The following is a 16,661-nucleotide window of genomic DNA, read 5'->3' on the forward strand; positions in this document are numbered from 1 at the left end:
AACGAAGACGTGGATTAGCCATGGACCTGGATCCCTCGACGCTCAATCGGACGTTTCCGTTGCGCGATCAGATCTATCACCAGATCCGCAACCTGATCGTCGTCGGCCAGATGAAGCCGGGGGAAGTGATCAACGAGGTGGCCATCGCCGAAGCCCTCGGTGTTTCGCGCACACCGGTGCGCGAAGCGGTCAAGCGCATCAGTGACGAGGGCCTCGTTACGATCCTGGCGCAGACTGGCACCTATGTCGCACCGATCAGCCGGGCCGACCTGGAAGAAGCCTATGTCATCCGGCGTGCCCTGGAGATGGAAAGCGCCAGGCGCGCGGCCGCCAAATTCACGCCGTCAGCCGGCGAACTTCTGGAGGACAATATGGCGGCGCACCGGCTCGCCATATTGCGCGGCGGATATGCCACGGCGATCCAGCTCGACGACGTCTTCCACCGCACCATTGCCGAGATCTGCGGCCTGCCGAAAATCTGGCGCGCCGTCGACATCTCCAAGGCGCAGATGGATCGGGGCCGCTACCTCGTCATCCCGAAGCCCGGCTATGGCGAACAGACGATCGAGCAGCACGAAGCCATTCTCGACGCGCTAAAACGTCACGACGCCGCGGGCGCCGCGCAAGCGATGGAACACCATCTCGAAACGTCTCTACGCAACACGCTCGAGGTCGCCGCTGATCTACTCGGCTGACAGCCGGGGGCGGGGCGGGCGACCTTTTTGGTCAGGAGTCGCCGTGGGGCAATCGTCCCAGGTGAGCAGCAAATCGCGCCACCATCGCGAGTCCAGTGTCATCGGGCCGCATCGCAGGCGCCCGATCCTCTATGGCGATGCCGGCGCGGGCGCCGAACAGGCGCTTGCCGTAGCAGATCAGGTTCTCGATGCCTTGCATGACGAAGACCGCTGCCGGCAGCATCTTTTCGTACGTGGCCTCGGCCTTCGCTTCGTCGCCGGCGCGGCACGCCTCCCAGGCGCGCACAGCATGATCGATGCTATCCGGCGCCAGGATCATGCCGCGGCAGCCGATGCGGAAATTGTCGATCAGTTCCAGCCCGCCGCGCCCGTTGAACACGGGAATCCGGCCTTCGGTGCGCTCGATCAGGCCGGCAATGTCGGTGACCGGGCCTTCACCCTTGATCAGCCTGATGTTGGGGTGCTGCGTGACGAGGTCGCGGATTTCGTCGGAAGTCAGGCCACGGCCGAAAAAGGCCGGCGCATTCTGGATCGCCACCGGCAGGCCGGTCGCTTCGGCGACACGGCCGAAGAAGCGGATGTATTCCAGCGCGCCATACGATCCGGCCGGCGGCGGCTGCAGGATCACCCAGTCCGCGCCAACGCTTTCGGCGTGCCGCACCTGCGCGACCTGTTCGGCGACCGACGCACCGAAGACGGTGAAGGCGAGCGGCACCTTGCCGGCGGTGTCCTCAGCCGTCCAGTCCATGACCGTCCGCCGCTCGGCCTCGGTCAGCTTGGCGACTTCCGTGGCAAGCCCAAGCGCCGCCATGCCGTGCACGCCGGTCGCCAGGCATATCTCGACCTGTCTGCTCATTGCCGTGCGGTCGAGTTTTTCCTGGGCGTCGAACAGCGCGTAGAGGATGGCGTAGATGCCATGGAAATCATCGGGTTGGAATTTTGGCATCCCGGTCGACCTCAATGGCTTTCGCGCGGGATGGCGTGCCCACGGCTGCCGACGAGAAAGTCGAGATCCGCCCCACGATCCGCCTGCAGGACATGGTCGACATAGAGGCCCTGATAGCCGCCGCGCATTGCCGGCGCGGGCGGCTGCCAGGATTGACGCCGCAGCGCCAGTTCCTGTTCCGTGACTTCCAGATGCAGCTTCCGCGCCTCGACATCGAGTTCGATGATGTCGCCGCTTTTGACCAGCGCCAGCGGGCCGCCGACAGCGGCTTCCGGGGCAACATGCAGCACGACCGTGCCGAAGGCGGTGCCGGACATGCGGGCGTCGGAAATGCGGATCATGTCGCGCACGCCCTGCTTCAGCAGCTTCTGTGGCAGCGCCATGTTGCCGACCTCGGCCATCCCCGGATAACCCTTCGGGCCGCAATTCTTCAGCACCATGATCGAGGTCTCGTCGATGTCGAGGGCGGGATCGTCGATGCGCGCCTTGTAGTCGTCGATGTCCTCGAAGACGACGGCGCGGCCGCGATGCCTCATCAAGGCTGGCGTGGCGGCGGAAGGTTTGATGATGGCGCCATCAGGCGCCAGATTGCCGCGCAGCACGGCAATGCCGCCCTGTGGCGTCAGCGCCTTGTCGCGCGGGCGGATCACCTCCGGATTGTAATTTTGGGCGTCGGCGATGTTGTCGCGCACGCTCTTGCCTGTCACCGTCAGCGTATCGAGATCAAGCATGTCGGCGATCTCTTTCATTACAGCCGGAATGCCGCCGGCATAACAGAAATCCTCCATCAGGAAGCGGCCTGACGGCATCAGGTCGAGGATGGTCGGTACGTCGCGGCCAAACTGATCCCAATCGTCCAGCGTCAGCTCGGTGCCGACGCGGCCGGCAATCGCCAGCAGATGCACGACGGCATTGGTCGAGCCGCCGATCGCGCCATTGACGCGGATGGCGTTGGCGAAGGACTGCCTCGTAAGGATTGCCGATGGGCGCAAATCCTCATTGACCATCTCGACGATGCGCCGCCCGGTCATGCGGGCGATGCGGCTGCGGCGCGCATCGACAGCCGGATAGGCGGCGTTGCCCGGCAGCGCGAGGCCGAGCGCCTCGACCATCGAGGCCATGGTCGAGGCCGTGCCCATGGTCATGCAATGGCCGGGCGAGCGCGACATGGCGCTTTCGGCATTGGCGAAATCCTGCTCGCTCATCACGCCGGCGCGTACATCCTCGGAGAACTTCCACACATCGGTGCCGGAGCCGATCGCGCGGCCCTGGAAGCGGCCATTGAGCATCGGTCCACCGGAGATGACGATCGCCGCCAGGTCGCAGGAGGCAGCCCCCATGACCAGCGACGGCGTGGTCTTGTCGCAGCCGGCCATCAGCACGACGCCGTCCATCGGGTTGCCGCGGATCGCCTCCTCGACATCCATCGAGGCAAGGTTGCGAAACAGCATCGCCGTCGGCCGCAGATTGGATTCACCGCATGAGAACACCGGGAATTCCAGCGGCAGGCCGCCGGCTTCCAGCACGCCCGCCTTGATGTGCTCGATCAGGCCGCGAAAATGCACATGGCAAGGCGTGAATTCTGAAAATGTGTTGCAGATGCCGATCACCGGGCGGCCATCAAAGGCGTCGTCGGGCAGGCCGTTGTTCTTCATCCAGCTGCGATGGATGAAGGCATCCTTGCCCTGCCCGCCGAACCAGTGCTGCGATCGTCTCTTGGTCATGATTTTCTCAGCGTTCAGGCGGGATGCTGCAATTTGCTCAGCCCGCCATCGACGACGAGCGTGGCCGCGTTCATGAACGGGCACTCGTCGGAAATCATGAACACCGCGGCAAGCGCGATCTCGCCCGCCGTGGCGATGCGGCCACCGGGATGCAGCGCCAGGGTGTTGGCGCGCGCCGCCGCCGGATCAGGAAAACTGTTCCAGTAATCGACCGCCTTCTGCGTCTCGACATAGCCGGGCGCCAGCGCATTCACGCGCACGCCTTGTGCCGCATATTCGAGCGCCAGCGATTTGGTCAGCCCCAGTAGCGCGTGCTTGGCTACGGGATAGGGAAAGGTGTGTGGGATGATGGTGAAGCTGTGCGTCGAGGCGATGTTGAGGATGGCGCCGCCGCCACTTGCGATCATGCCCGGCAAGACCGCCTTGCTGCAGTTCCAGGCGCCCTTGACGTTGACATCGAAATTGCGGTTCCACTCCTCCTCGGTCGCCTCGAGCGGCGTCGAGAACACATTCATCCCGGCATTGTTGATCAGCGCGTTGATCGGGCCGATCTCTGCGGTTGCCTGCTGGACGGCAGCGTGGATCGCGGCCCCGTCGCTGATGTCGGCTGTTGCATGGCCGACATCACCCTTCGATGCGGCCAGGCCGGCAACGGTCTTGTTCAGAAGCTCACCATCCTGATCAACCAGAAACAGCTTTGCACCTTCGGCCAGGCAGGCCTCAGCGATCGCAAGGCCGATGCCTTGCGCGGCACCGGTCAGGAAGGTGCGTTTGCCGGACAGGCGTTCAGCCATATCAGTCACTCCAGTCGAAGACGGTCAACGTCGACCCAAAGCCGAGGAACGCAGATTGTCCAGCAACACCGCCAGCAGCAAAATAACGCCGCGCACGATGTACTGGTAGAAGGCCGGGATGTTGAGCAGGTTCATGGCGTTTTCGGCGATGCCCATGATCAGCACGCCGACGATGACGCCCGACATGGTGGCGCGGCCGCCGGCAAGCGAGACGCCGCCGAGCACGCAGGCCGAGATGACCGAGAGCTCGAGCCCGACGGCCGCGTTGGGCTGGCCCGATGTGATACGCGAGGCCAGCAGGATGCCGGCGATGCCGCAGACGACGCCCTGCAGCGCGAAGATCCAGATGCGTGTCCAGTCGACATTGACGCCGGCCAGCCGCGAAGCTTCCGGGTTGCCGCCGATGGCCAGCGTGTTCTTGCCGAAGACGGTGCGGTTCAAGATGAAGCCGAAGACGCAGAACAGCACGGCCAAAACCCAGACCGGCGTCGGGATGCCGAGCAGCTTCGACAGCGCCAGCTGATAAAAATCCGGGCTGTTGATGCCGACCGCGCGGCCGTCGGAGGCGATCAGCGCCAGGCCGCGCACGATCTGCATGGTGGCGAGCGTGGTGATCAGCGCGTTGATGCGGAATTTGGCGATGACGACGCCATTGATGAAGCCGACAAAGGCGCCGCAAGCGATCGCTGCGAGGAGGCCAAGCAGGATCGACCCGGTGTAGTTCGACGCCATCACCGCGACCATGCCGGCAAAGGCGACGATGGAGCCGACAGACAAGTCGAAGTCGCGCGCGGCGAGGCAAAACATCATGGTGCAGGCGACGATACCGACGGTGACCACCGATTGCAGCAGGCCGAGCATGTTGCGGTCGGTGAGGAAGTTGGGCACCAGAGCCGACACCAGCGCGAACGCGACGATGAAGATGACGACGAGGCCCTGTTCGCCGAGCAGGATTTTCTTCAACTGGTCGGTCATGGCAAATCCTCAGGAAGCGATCGCGTCGGGGGTTTTCGTGTCGGGAAGGGCTGCGGCCAGGATCGCCTTCTCGGCAAACTGGTCCCGCGAAAGTTCGGCGCTGACGCGGCCGCCACACATCACCAGGATGCGGTCGCAAATGCCCATCACCTCCGGCAGTTCGGACGAGACGACGACGATCGCCATGCCGTCCTCAGCAAGCTGGTAGAGCAGTTCGTAGATTTCCGCTTTGGCGCCGACATCGATGCCGCGCGTCGGCTCGTCGATGATGAGCACCCGCACGCCCTGCTCCGACAGCCAGCGGCCAAGAATGACCTTCTGCTGGTTGCCGCCCGAGAGGTTGATGATGTCCTGCTTGCGCGACGGCGTGCGCACCTTGAGCTTATTGATGAAGGTTTCGGCGGTGGCGATCTCGCTGGCGCGATTGAGTACGCCGAAGCGCGCGTGGTGACGCCGCGAAGAGATGTTGATGTTCTCCTCGATCGAGCGGCCCTGGATGATGCCGTCGTGCTTGCGATCCTCCGAACACAGCACGATGCCGGCCCGGATCGCATCATGCGGATCGGTGGCGCGGACCAGCTTGCCATCGACGGTGATGGAGCCGCCGAAGCGCGGGTCGGCCCCGAAGACCAGCCGCATCAGTTCCGAGCGTCCGGCGCCAATCAGGCCAAAGAAGCCGACGATTTCGCCGGCCTTCGCCTCGAAGCTGGCCGGCGTCTTCAACTTTGCTCCGGAGAGTCCTACGACCTTCAGCCTGATATCGCCTGCCTTGCGTGGGCGAAACCCCCAGATGTCGGAGATTTCGCGGCCGACCATTTCGGCGACGACCTGGTCGCGGGTGACGTCTTTCAGCGATGCATGGTGCGCCGCGAGCTTGCCGTCGCGCAGCACCGTCAGGCTGTCGCAGAGGCGGAACACCTCGTCCAGCCGATGCGAGACATAGATGATGACCTTCCCCTCGCCGCGCAGGCGATCGATCAGGGCAAACAGGATTTCGCTTTCGCGCGAGGACAGCGACGAGGTCGGCTCGTCCAGCGCGATGACGCGCGCGTCGAGCATGATCGCCTTGGCGATCTCGATCATCTGGCGCTCGCCGATCGACAGCGTCTTGACCTTGCGGCTGATGTCGATGTCGATGCCCGCCGATTTCAGCTTGGCGCCAACGTCTTCCAGCATTGTCCGGCGGGCGATGATGCCGGCGCTGGCGGGAAAGCGTCCAAGCGTGAGATTCTCGGCGACGGTCAGTTCCGGAACCAGTTGCAGTTCCTGGTAGATGACGATGACGCCATTGTCGAAGGCATCGCGTGTCGATGAATAGGCCTGGACCTTGCCGTCGATGCGGATTTCCCCCTCATCGGCATGCTGGTCTCCGGACAGGATCTTGATCAGGGTGGATTTGCCGGCGCCGTTCTCACCCATCAGGCCATGCACGGCGCCCTTGTCGATGCCGAACGAGACGTCCGACAGCGCCTTGACGCCCGGATAGGTCTTGGTGATGTGCGAGAAGTCGAGAAAGGACACGGGCCGATCCTTTTGTGCCATGCCAAACAGGCGGCCGGTCGAGCCGCCGCCTGTTTGTACAGGGAGGATTATTCGATGCCGAGACCCTGGCGGACCTTCTGGTAGTCGTCGCGCTTGGCCAGCGCACCGGATGTCAAGGTCAGCTTCGCAGGTTCCTTGTTGTTGGCCACCCAGTCATACATGTTGAGCGCTGTCTCGTAGCCGTGACGCTTCGGCGAGATGATCACCGTGCCGACAAAGCCGGTGGCGGTCGGCTTCTTGAACTCGTTGATCGCCGAATCCGCGCCGCCGATGCCGACGCCGATCACGCTATCGGCGGGAATGCCGACGCCTTCGGAAGCACGCACGGCGCCGAGCACGGCTTCGTCGTTGAGGCCGAAAGCGACCCACTTCTTGATATCGGCATGGGCGTTGAGCACGACCGTCGCGGCGTTGAGGGCAGCCTCCGTATCGGTCTTGGCCTGTGGTGCATCAAAAATGTTCTCGGCCTTGAAGCCGTTCGCCTTCAGCACCGAAATGGCGCCTTCGACACGGTCGACGGCGGTCGGCAACTGGTCATAGGAGACGCGGATCGCGCCGACCTCGTCGGCCTTCCAGCCGCGTGCCTTCATGTCGTCGACGATCGCCTGGCCGACGGCCTCGCCGATCTTGGTTGCCGAAATGCCCATATGCGGCACGTCTTCCAGCGGCTTGCCATCGGCACCGACCAGGCGGTCGTCGACGGTCATCAGCTTGAGGTTGTTGGCGGCGGCCTTGGCGACGATGCCGGGGCCAAGCTTCACGTCAGGCGTGCAGACGATGAAGCCTTGCGCGCCCTGGGCGCCGAGATTGTCGATCGCCGACATCAGCTTCTCGCCGTCCTCGGCGCCGATCTTGACGAGGGTAAAACCCTTTTCCTTGGCGGCCTGGTCGGCGAACTTCCATTCGTCCTGGAACCACGGCTCCTCGGGCTGTTTGACGATGAAACCGATCTTGGTGTCCTGAGCATATGCAGCAATGGTCGTGACGGACAGCACGGCAAGCGCGCCCGCGACGAGCGCGGTCTTCAAAAGTCGCATGATTACCTCCCAGCGATGGCCGGGCGCTCAGCCCGGGTGCTGGAGTCTCTAATTCTTTTTATCATACTCGTCAATTGATCTGGTATGATAATTAAGATACATGCTCTGACCAGGGATCGCTGGCGCAAATCATCCGCATCCGGTAAGGCCGGTCGGGTTGTGCGAGATCGGCGGTTTCGCCGCCTTGGAGGAGGGCTGAGGTGACCGAAACTTCTAAGAAGGCTTCAGCCGACACGGCCACCCGCCGCCCGCGCGTCATGCCCGATGTGACGAAGGCGATCGCCTCCGACATCTTCTCCGGCCGCTATCCGGCCGGCTCCTCGCTACCGACCGAAAACGAACTTGGCGTCGAATACGGCGTCAGCCGCACCGTCATCCGCGAGGCGCTGAAAGTGCTTGCGGCCAAGGGGCTGGTACTGTCGCGGCCGCGCATCGGCACGGTCGTCTGCAACGAGGACGACTGGAACATCATCGACCCGCAGGTGCTGGCCTGGCATGCGCCCCATGCGCTTGACGACAAGCTGTTTGACGCCATCCTTGAAACCCGCCGGGCCATCGAGCCTCTGGTGGCCGAGCTTGCCGCCACGCGCGCAACGCTGCAAGAGATCGCCGATCTCGAAGCGGCATGGCGCGGCATGGCAGGCGCCGGCGAGGATCTCGCCGCTTTCTCACGCAGCGACATCGCCTTTCACCAGATCGTCTATGCGGCAAGCCACAACCCGATCTTTCGCCAGATCGGCAATCTGATCGACACCGGGCTGAAATTCTCGCTGGAGGCAACAGCGGTGATTTCGCTCGACCGACGCATGGAAGCGGTCGCGGCACACCGCGAAGTGGTCGAGGCGCTGCGCATGCGCGACGCCGAAGCCGCGCGCGGTGCCGCAAACCGGATCCTCGATCTTGCGGCGCGCGACCTCGTCAGCGCCAAGAAACTCAAGAACAACTGAGACAGCATGAAAATCACCGCGCTCACCACCTACATCGTGCCGCCACGTTGGCTGTTCCTGAAGATCGAGACCGATGCCGGCGTGACCGGCTGGGGCGAGCCGGTGGTCGAAGGTCGGGCGCTGACCGTCGAGGCGGCCGTGAAGGAGCTTGGTGACTATCTCATCGGCAAGGACCCGCGGCTGATCGAGGATCACTGGACGGTCATGCATCGCGGCGGCTTTTACCGTGGCGGACCGATCCTGATGAGCGCCATCGCCGGCATCGACCAGGCGCTGTGGGACATAAAAGGCAAGGCGCTCGGCGTTCCCGTGCATGAACTGCTCGGCGGCAAATTGCGCGACACCATCAAGGTCTATTCCTGGATCGGCGGCGACCGGCCGGCGGAAGTGGCTGCGGGCGCCAAGGAAGTGGTCGCGCGCGGTTTCCTGGCGCTCAAGATGAATGGCACCGAGGAGCTGCAGATCGTCGACAGCCATGACAAGATCGATGCGGCCATCGAACGCGTCGCCATGGTGCGCGAGGCGGTCGGCCCCACTATCGGCATCGCTGTCGATTTCCATGGCCGCGTGCACCGGCCGATGGCGCGCATGCTGGTCAAGGAGCTCGAACCCTACCGGCTGATGTTTATCGAGGAGCCGGTGCTCAGCGAGAACCGCGAGGCGCTGAAGGAGATCGCCGCTCTCGGCTCGACGCCGATAGCGCTCGGCGAACGGCTCTACAGCCGCTGGGATTTCAAGTCAGTGTTCGAGCAAGGCGCCGTCGACATCATCCAGCCCGATCTGTCGCACGCCGGCGGCATCACCGAATGCCGCAAGATCGCGGCCATGGCCGAAGCCTATGATATCGCGGTCGCGCCGCATTGCCCGCTCGGGCCGATCGCGCTGGCAGCCTGCCTGCAGCTCGATGCCGTCAGCTATAACTGCTTCATCCAGGAGCAGAGCCTTGGCATCCACTACAACGCCGCCAACGACTTGCTCGACTACGCCGCCAACAAGGATGTCTTCCGCTACGAGGACGGCTATGTCGCCATTCCCGACGGCCCGGGCCTCGGCGTCGAGATCGATGAGGAGTATGTCAAGGAACGGGCCAAGGAAGGCCACCGCTGGCGCAACCCGATCTGGCGCCACAAGGATGGTTCCTTCGCCGAGTGGTGAGACAGGCTTCCGCACTTGTCGGATTGCTGGCAATCTCCACGCTCGGTTGGAGGAAAGAAGGTGAAGCTCAAGGTTCCCTATTTCGATAATATGGAAATCGAATTGTCCGATGACGACTACGACCCGGACGATCAGCCGGTCGTCGCCGCCCTCGATGCCTTCCTGACGCTCACATCCGACGATCGGCTAGGGGACACCCGACACGTCTATGCCTACTACCGCGATTTCCCGGAAGCTGTCGGCGGCGAGGACTGGATGGACGCGGAAATGGGAGTGCCCGAAAAGCCGAAAGATATCTGGTCCTTCGTTTATCCCAATGAGCTTGGCGTCTGGTCCGGCCATGGCGGCGACGCCAATCACTATGTCTATCTGGAAGCCAATTGCGGCTGGGAGGAAGAGCATGGTCTTTTGCTGGTGTGGCGCAACGGCGCGATGCTGAACAAGGTCGGCGGCTTCGATGGCCACGCGACGAACGCCAATGCCTATGCCGACGATAGTTTGCAGGAAGTCGTCTACAAGGCGTCGAACCCGGCTTATACGACGAGATGACGAGCCATATGCGCGAGATCGCCAAAGGGCTGGTGCTTCTCGTCCTCGCCGGTTTGAGCTGCAGGCCCGCGCTCGGCGCCGGTCCAAACGGCGCAAGCGTCTCCGTACCCGAAGATGTCCGGGCGTTCACAGAGCGCCGTGACGGATGCGATCACTTCCGTGGCGAAGATTCGCCAGACGCCGAACGCAGGGCTCAGATCGACGCGGCATTGCGGGAGCTTTGCACCGGGACCGATGCCGAACTGGCGCGATTGAAACGCGCTTACGCCAGCAATCCAGACGTCCAGAACCTGCTGGACGACTATGAAATCAATATCGAAACAGGAAACTAGGTCGGCGACAGCGCCTATGAGAGCAGAAGCTTTCGCGGCATTTCTGATGGCCTGCATCGCCACCGTGCCTGCGCGGGCTGCCTCCCCGTCAGTGCCGACGTCGGCACAGGCGGTGCAAGGTTGCGGCGACTTCCTGGCGCAGACGGGCAAAAAGCCCGCCCATGTTATCTACGTCGGATGCAGCTCCATGTCTGACCGGCAAGGAAAGCCGCTTCAGGCGGTCTATCATGTAGCGGGCCGGTTTGCGGCCGCGGTCGAAGTCGACCTTGTCCGACACACAGGACTGAACCGGCTCAAACGTTCCTGCTGTCAATGGGATGCGCCTGCCAGTCAGTTCCGCGACGGCAACGGCCGCGAATTCTCCATTACCATGGTCTCGGACGAAACCATCGTCGCCCGCCGCAGCGAATGGCGCCGGATCGGGACTTTCGAAATCATTGTCGAGACTTTTACCGAGGACATCTGAGGCTGCGCCGGTCCGGCGAACGCCGGCTGCCTGCAGGCCGTGTCTTTTTCAAAGGACGTTCAAGGTCACAAGCACCTTCGTCGGGCGTCAGCACTGAAAGCTGAAGACTGTTTTGGTGGAGCCAATCGGGATCGAACCGACGACCTCTTGAATGCCATTCAAGCGCTCTCCCAACTGAGCTATGGCCCCACTTCCGGCAGTCCGCCGGCGCCGTTTCCGGCGAAGAGATCAGCGCGGGTTGGAACACCGCGCCGTTAGTGCAGGCGGCTTCTAACCCCGCCCTTCGTCAATATCAAGCCTGAACACCGGCTTTTTATTCCAACGTTGCGAAAGCCGGCAAACGCCTTTCGCCGGAGGCGATCAGACCTCGTCGTCGTCGTCACCGACGCCGATCATGTCGGCAACGTCGTCGTCTTCTTCCTCTTCGTCGGCAAGGAAGGTGTCATCCTCGTCGTCGCCCAGGTCGACATCGTCTTCGTCGTCGCCGAGATCCGGCAGATCGTCACCCTTGACGTCCTCGTCGGCCTCTTCGAGCGACACGACCTCCACGCCTTCCTCTTCCTCGGCGTCCACTTCCTTCTCGGCAACTTCCTCTTCCTCTTCGATGGCGGCGATCTTGCCGTCCTCGAAATAGGAACGCGGATAGGTCTTGCCGGTGTAAGGCGAGACGATCGGGTCTTTGTTCAGGTCGTAAAACTTCCGACCCGTTTCAGGGTCGACACGCTTTGTGCCAAGTTCGTTTTTTGCCACGGCAAGCCTCGTCAATAAAAGAGTGGTCCCCTTAACCACAGTTTGCAGCGCTGTCAAAGCGAAAAGCCGGCGTCACAAAACCAAGCACTGAAAGGCCTCGCGCCAAGTGACGAGCTTTGGGGATGACCATTTCGACCCGCCGTGATACGAGACCGCCGCAACAAATGAAAAGCGCCGGCGCGCCGGCATTCCGTCCAGGGAAATTCCATGTCTCACGCCGCCGCTCCCAAGCCGGCCACCGCTCGCAAATCATCCGCCCTTTCCGGCACGGCCCGCGTGCCGGGAGACAAGTCGATCTCACACCGCTCCATGATGTTCGGCGGTCTCGCCTCCGGCGAAACCCGCGTCACCGGCCTGCTCGAAGGCGAGGACGTAATGCGCACCGCTGCCGCCATGAAGGCGATGGGCGCGCATATAGAAAAGCACGGCGCCGAGTGGGTGATCCGCGGCACCGGCAATGGCGCACTCCTGCAGCCGGAAGCTCCACTCGATTTCGGCAATGCCGGCACCGGCTCGCGGCTCACCATGGGCCTTGTCGGCACCTACGACATGGAAACGACCTTCATCGGCGATGCCTCGCTGTCGGGCCGGCCGATGGGCCGCGTGCTCGAACCCTTGCGGCAGATGGGCGTGCAGGTGCTGAAGGCGACACCCGGCGACCGCATGCCGATCACGCTGCATGGACCAAAGCACGCCGCACCTATCACCTACCGCGTGCCGATGGCCTCGGCGCAGGTGAAATCGGCGGTACTGCTCGCCGGCCTCAACACGCCGGGTATCACCACCGTCATCGAACCGGTGATGACGCGTGACCACACCGAAAAGATGCTCAAGGGATTTGGCGCGAACCTCTCGGTCTCGACCGACGAACGCGGCGTGCGCCACATCTTCATCGAGGGTCAGGGCAAGCTCACCGGCCAGACGATCGCCGTGCCGGGCGACCCGTCCTCGGCCGGCTTTCCGCTGGTCGCCGCGCTCATCGTGCCGGGTTCGGACATCGTGATCGAAAACGTCCTGATGAACCCGACGCGTACCGGGTTGCTGCTCACTTTGCAGGAAATGGGCGGCGAGATCGACATCTTGAACCCGCGCAATGCCGGTGGCGAGGATGTGGCCGACCTGCGCGTGCGTTACTCCGAACTCAAGGGCGTCACTGTTCCGCCGGAGCGGGCACCATCGATGATCGACGAATATCCGGTGCTGGCTGTTGCCGCGAGCTTCGCCGAAGGCGAAACGCTGATGCAGGGGCTGGAAGAGCTGCGGGTGAAAGAATCCGACCGGCTGTCGGCGGTCGCCAACGGGCTGAAGCTCAACGGCGTCGACTGCACCGAGGGCGAAGCGTCGCTTGCCGTGCGCGGCAAACCAGGCGGCAAGGGCCTGGGCGGCCATCCCAATGGTCAGGACACGACGGTGCAGACCCATCTCGACCACCGCATCGCCATGAGTTTTCTGGTGATGGGGCTGGCGACGGAAAAGCCGGTGACCATCGATGACGCCGCCATGATCGCGACCAGCTTTCCGGAGTTCATGGGACTGATGAAGGGGCTGGGCGCGGAGATCTCGTGAACCTGGAATTGCCGTCAAATTTGGCTACGAACTCAATTGTTCTTTAAGGTCGGCCCTTCAAGGTCGTACGAACATTGGGAAGGGCCATGAGTATTCTTGCCTCGATTTTGCTTGCGCTCGTCGCAGGTGTCGTTTTGGTCATAGCGAAGGCCATATCCGTGGCCAAGATGATCAATGAGCGGAACTATTCACTCATAGGCCTCGGTTTGCTCGGGGCATCTTGGGTCGGGCTTACCGTTGCGAGCATGGGCTCTTCTTGCGGGCCGATAGGGTGCACATACGGCCTGCACTTCGGTTGGGTGCTCGAACTTATAAAAATCGACATGCCACCAAAGGCGATATTTTTCGCAATGGGTGGCTATGCGATCCTCAGTGTATATTTTTTCGGCCATGTACTGGGTTGGGTATTCTACCTGCTTAGGACATTTGCGCGGCCCGTTTCGCGTTGACGGGACTTGGTCAAACCCCATAGTGGCATATTGCATTGAGGCCGGTTCTCGGCTTGTTGTCGTCCATGACTTCGACCTTCACCATCGCCATCGACGGCCCCGCCGGTGCCGGCAAGGGCACGCTCGCCCGGCGGCTCGCCGACCACTACCGGCTGAACCTGCTCGACACGGGTCTCACCTATCGCGCGGTCGCCTACGCGCTCATCCAGTACGCGCTGCCGCTCGACAATGTCTCGGCCGCCGAAACCGCTGCCCGACAGGTCGATTTGGCCAAGCTCGACCGTACGGTCCTGTCTGCGCATGCCGTCGGCGAGGCGGCCTCAAAGGTCGCGGTGTTCCCGACCGTGCGGCGCATCCTGGTTGAAAAGCAGCGCGACTTCGCCAAGACGCCGCCGGGCGCGGTGCTGGACGGGCGCGACATCGGCACGGTCGTGTGCCCCGATGCCGACATCAAACTCTATGTGACGGCGAGCGCGGAGGTGCGGGCAAGGCGCCGGCTGGCCGAGATCGAAAGCATCGGCGGCACCGCCAACTTTGCTGAAATCCTCGCCGATATCGCGCGTCGCGACGAGCGCGACATGGGCCGTGCCGACTCGCCGCTGAAGCCGGCCGCCGACGCGCACTTGCTTGATACCAGCGAAATGGCTATAGAAGCCGCGTTTCTCGCGGCCATGGCGATCGTTGATGACGTGCTGGCCAGGAGAAACAAGGCCTGATCCGGGTTTTCTCCCCGTGTTTCCGTTGCCGGAAGCGCAGAAAATACCCATATCGGGCACGAACCAGCCTGCCAGCATTCTTCATGCGCCGGAATTGCCGCCTAGAAAGCGGCCCAGGGCTTTTTAAAGCCCGGAACGCCGGCAGGCCAACGCAACGCTAACCCACGGCGCCGTCCCGCTTCTAGATGCGGGGCACTCCAGGAGAAAATATGTCAGCTGCAAATCCCACTCGCGACGATTTCGCGAGCCTGCTTGAAGAATCATTTACCGCCGGCCATTCCGGCGAAGGCCAGGTCGTCAAGGGCATCATCACCGCCATTGAAAAAGACATGGCGATCATCGACGTCGGCCTCAAGGTCGAAGGCCGCGTGCCGCTGAAGGAATTCGGCGTCAAGGGCAAGGACACCACCCTCAAGGTCGGTGACACCGTCGAAGTCTATGTCGAGCGCATCGAGAACGCGCTTGGCGAAGCGATGCTTTCCCGTGAAAAGGCCCGCCGCGAAGAGAGCTGGGTCCGTCTCGAAGAGAAATTCACCAAGGGCGAGCGCGTAGAAGGCGTCATCTTCAACCAGGTCAAGGGCGGCTTCACCGTCGACCTCGACGGCGCCGTGGCCTTCCTGCCGCGCAGCCAGGTCGATATCCGCCCGATCCGCGACGTCTCCCCGCTAATGCACAACCCGCAGCCCTTCGAGATCCTCAAGATGGATCGCCGCCGCGGCAACATCGTGGTGTCGCGCCGCACCGTGCTCGAGGAGAGCCGCGCCGAACAGCGTTCGGAAATCGTGCAGAATCTCGAAGAAGGCCAGGTTGTCGAAGGCGTCGTCAAGAACATCACCGACTACGGTGCGTTCGTCGACCTCGGCGGCATCGACGGCCTGCTGCATGTCACCGACATGGCCTGGCGCCGCGTCAACCATCCGACCGAAATCCTCAACATCGGTCAGACGGTCAAGGTGCAGATCATCCGCATCAACCAGGAAACCCACCGCATCTCGCTCGGCATGAAGCAGCTCGAGAGCGATCCGTGGTCCGAGATCGGCACCAAGTTCCCGATCGGCAAGAAGATCAAGGGTACCGTCACCAACATCACCGACTACGGCGCGTTCGTCGAGCTGGAGCCGGGCATCGAAGGCCTCATCCACGTTTCGGAAATGTCGTGGACCAAGAAGAACGTGCATCCCGGCAAGATCCTGTCGACGACGCAGGAAGTCGACGTGGTGGTGCTCGAGGTCGATCCGGCCAAGCGCCGCATTTCGCTCGGCCTCAAGCAGACGCTGGAAAACCCATGGGAAGCCTTCGCGCGCACCCATCCGGTCGGCAGCCAGGTCGAGGGCGAGGTCAAGAACAAGACCGAGTTCGGCCTGTTCATCGGCCTGGAAGGCGACGTGGACGGCATGGTGCACCTTTCCGACCTCGACTGGACCCGTCCGGGCGAGCAGGTCATCGAAGAGTACAATCGCGGCGACATGGTCAAGGCGCAGGTGCTCGACGTCGACATCGAGAAGGAGCGGATCTCGCTCGGCATCAAGCAGCTGGCCAAGGATACGGTCGGCGAAGCGGCCAACAGCGGCGAACTGCGCAAGAACGCCGTCGTCACCTGTGAAGTCATCGGCGTCAAGGATGGCGGTCTGGAAGTGCGGCTGGTGGAAAGCGGCATAGAGACCTTCATCAAGCGCTCCGACTTGAGCCGCGACCGCGACGAGCAGCGCCCCGAGCGCTTCACCGTCGGCCAGAAGGTCGATGCCCGCGTCATCGCCTTCGACAAGAAGACCCGCAAGCTGCAGGTCTCGATCAAGGCGCTGGAAATCGCCGAAGAGAAGGAAGCCGTTGCTCAGTATGGCTCGACCGACTCCGGCGCTTCGCTGGGCGACATTCTGGGTGCCGCGCTGAAGAAGCAGGGCAGCTAAGGCCACCGCGCGCTCCGGCGAGCGACGCCACCTCGTACAAAACCCCGCCGGAGCGATCCGGCGGGGTTTTTCTTTGGCTTACGTCTTAGAGTGAGGAAAGGTGCCTGGGAC

At 62.8% G+C, this 16,661-nt stretch carries 17 protein-coding genes and 1 tRNA gene; 10 read left to right on the plus strand and 8 right to left on the minus strand.

All coding sequences use genetic code 11. The features are described from left to right. Positions 1-20: 20 nt before the first annotated feature. Positions 21-695, plus strand: coding sequence for a GntR family transcriptional regulator (locus ACZYHG_RS03800; protein WP_464612610.1), 675 nt, complete (start codon positions 21-23; stop codon positions 693-695). Positions 696-726: 31 nt separating this feature from the next. Here the strand turns inward: ACZYHG_RS03800 and ACZYHG_RS03805 are convergent, their stop codons facing one another. The 6 genes from ACZYHG_RS03805 to ACZYHG_RS03830 form a co-directional block, all read right to left on the minus strand. Next, on the minus strand, positions 727-1,641 hold the full coding sequence (locus ACZYHG_RS03805; protein ID WP_464612611.1) for a dihydrodipicolinate synthase family protein: 915 nt from the start codon (positions 1,639-1,641) through the stop codon (positions 727-729). A gap of 11 nt (positions 1,642-1,652) precedes the next feature. After that, positions 1,653-3,365, minus strand: coding sequence for an L-arabinonate dehydratase (gene araD / locus ACZYHG_RS03810; RefSeq protein WP_464612612.1), 1,713 nt, complete (start codon positions 3,363-3,365; stop codon positions 1,653-1,655). A 14-nt stretch (positions 3,366-3,379) separates the two neighbouring features. Continuing rightward, positions 3,380-4,159 carry an SDR family oxidoreductase gene (locus tag ACZYHG_RS03815; protein WP_464612613.1) on the minus strand — a complete coding sequence of 260 codons (780 nt, stop codon included), beginning with the start codon at positions 4,157-4,159 and terminating at the stop codon, positions 3,380-3,382. Positions 4,160-4,183: 24 nt separating this feature from the next. Beyond that, the gene (araH, locus tag ACZYHG_RS03820; protein WP_464612614.1) at positions 4,184-5,134 is read right to left on the minus strand and encodes an L-arabinose ABC transporter permease AraH; all 951 of its coding nucleotides are present in this window, start codon (positions 5,132-5,134) and stop codon (positions 4,184-4,186) included. Positions 5,135-5,143: 9 nt separating this feature from the next. Next, entirely contained in the window at positions 5,144-6,655 is a 1,512-nt protein-coding gene (gene araG / locus ACZYHG_RS03825; RefSeq protein ID WP_464612615.1) for an L-arabinose ABC transporter ATP-binding protein AraG, read from the minus strand. A 68-nt stretch (positions 6,656-6,723) separates the two neighbouring features. Further along, on the minus strand, positions 6,724-7,713 hold the full coding sequence (locus ACZYHG_RS03830; protein ID WP_464612616.1) for an arabinose ABC transporter substrate-binding protein: 990 nt from the start codon (positions 7,711-7,713) through the stop codon (positions 6,724-6,726). A gap of 257 nt (positions 7,714-7,970) precedes the next feature. On the opposite strand from ACZYHG_RS03830, the gene ACZYHG_RS03835 reads away from it, so the two are divergent. The 5 genes from ACZYHG_RS03835 to ACZYHG_RS03855 are packed head-to-tail and all read left to right on the plus strand — an operon-like array spanning position 7,971 to position 11,162. Beyond that, positions 7,971-8,660, plus strand: a complete 690-nt coding sequence (locus tag ACZYHG_RS03835; RefSeq protein WP_464614610.1) for a FadR/GntR family transcriptional regulator — start codon at positions 7,971-7,973, stop codon at positions 8,658-8,660. Between the two features lie 6 nt (positions 8,661-8,666). Next, positions 8,667-9,815, plus strand: a complete 1,149-nt coding sequence (gene dgoD, locus ACZYHG_RS03840; protein ID WP_464612617.1) for a galactonate dehydratase — start codon at positions 8,667-8,669, stop codon at positions 9,813-9,815. Between the two features lie 60 nt (positions 9,816-9,875). Next, on the plus strand, positions 9,876-10,364 hold the full coding sequence (locus ACZYHG_RS03845) for a DUF6985 domain-containing protein (RefSeq protein ID WP_464612618.1): 489 nt from the start codon (positions 9,876-9,878) through the stop codon (positions 10,362-10,364). Between the two features lie 8 nt (positions 10,365-10,372). After that, positions 10,373-10,696, plus strand: a complete 324-nt coding sequence (locus ACZYHG_RS03850; RefSeq protein WP_464612619.1) for a hypothetical protein — start codon at positions 10,373-10,375, stop codon at positions 10,694-10,696. A gap of 46 nt (positions 10,697-10,742) precedes the next feature. After that, positions 10,743-11,162 (plus strand): DUF4952 domain-containing protein, encoded by a 420-nt coding sequence (locus ACZYHG_RS03855; protein WP_464612620.1) that lies wholly within the window; start codon positions 10,743-10,745, stop codon positions 11,160-11,162. A gap of 113 nt (positions 11,163-11,275) precedes the next feature. On the opposite strand, the gene ACZYHG_RS03860 is transcribed toward ACZYHG_RS03855, so the two are convergent. Together ACZYHG_RS03860 and ACZYHG_RS03865 are read right to left on the minus strand one after the other, a co-directional pair. Then, positions 11,276-11,351, minus strand: a tRNA-Ala gene (locus ACZYHG_RS03860). A gap of 171 nt (positions 11,352-11,522) precedes the next feature. Continuing rightward, positions 11,523-11,912 carry a TIGR02300 family protein gene (locus ACZYHG_RS03865; protein ID WP_027032688.1) on the minus strand — a complete coding sequence of 130 codons (390 nt, stop codon included), beginning with the start codon at positions 11,910-11,912 and terminating at the stop codon, positions 11,523-11,525. Positions 11,913-12,119: 207 nt separating this feature from the next. Here ACZYHG_RS03865 and aroA point away from each other — a divergent pair, with 207 nt between their 5' ends. The 4 genes from aroA (at position 12,120) to rpsA (ending at position 16,550) form a co-directional block, all read left to right on the plus strand. Continuing rightward, a complete protein-coding gene (gene aroA / locus ACZYHG_RS03870) occupies positions 12,120-13,478 on the plus strand; it encodes a 3-phosphoshikimate 1-carboxyvinyltransferase (protein WP_464612621.1) in 1,359 nt (452 codons plus the stop codon). An 86-nt stretch (positions 13,479-13,564) separates the two neighbouring features. After that, positions 13,565-13,927, plus strand: a complete 363-nt coding sequence (locus tag ACZYHG_RS03875; protein WP_464612622.1) for a hypothetical protein — start codon at positions 13,565-13,567, stop codon at positions 13,925-13,927. Positions 13,928-13,992: 65 nt separating this feature from the next. Beyond that, positions 13,993-14,643 (plus strand): (d)CMP kinase, encoded by a 651-nt coding sequence (gene cmk / locus ACZYHG_RS03880; protein ID WP_464612623.1) that lies wholly within the window; start codon positions 13,993-13,995, stop codon positions 14,641-14,643. A gap of 209 nt (positions 14,644-14,852) precedes the next feature. Then, on the plus strand, positions 14,853-16,550 hold the full coding sequence (gene rpsA, locus ACZYHG_RS03885; RefSeq protein WP_464612624.1) for a 30S ribosomal protein S1: 1,698 nt from the start codon (positions 14,853-14,855) through the stop codon (positions 16,548-16,550). Positions 16,551-16,661: the final 111 nt, after the last annotated feature.

The sequence above is a fragment of the Mesorhizobium subarcticum genome (assembly GCF_055456085.1).